Origin of the sequence: Streptomyces beijiangensis, from assembly GCF_017315755.1 — a bacterium.
Classification (GTDB): Bacteria; Actinomycetota; Actinomycetes; order Streptomycetales; family Streptomycetaceae; genus Streptomyces; species Streptomyces beijiangensis.
The window spans coordinates 1-263 of sequence record NZ_JAFLRJ010001097.1 but is presented as its reverse complement, the minus strand read 5'-3'; the positions used below and the strand labels follow the sequence as shown (position 1 = coordinate 263).

Sequence of the window (263 nt, the reverse complement as noted above, 5' to 3'; positions counted from 1 at the left end):
TACCTCGCCTTCGCCGAGCCCGGCGACACCGTGATGGGCATGGCCCTCCCGATGGGCGGCCACCTGACCCACGGCTGGGGCGTCTCGGCCACCGGCAAGTGGTTCCGCGGCGTCCAGTACGGGGTCCGCGCCGATACCGGCCTGATCGACTTCGACGAGGTCCGCGATCTCGCCCTCAAGGAACGGCCCAAGGTCATCTTCTGCGGCGGCACCGCGCTGCCCCGCACCATCGACTTCGCCGCCTTCGCGGAGATCGCCCGCGA

Annotated in this window: 1 pseudogene; it reads left to right on the top strand. The window is 71.1% G+C overall.

Annotated elements, in window-relative coordinates:
- Positions 1-263, top strand: a pseudogene (glyA, locus tag J0695_RS40715) (serine hydroxymethyltransferase); the annotation flags it as partial.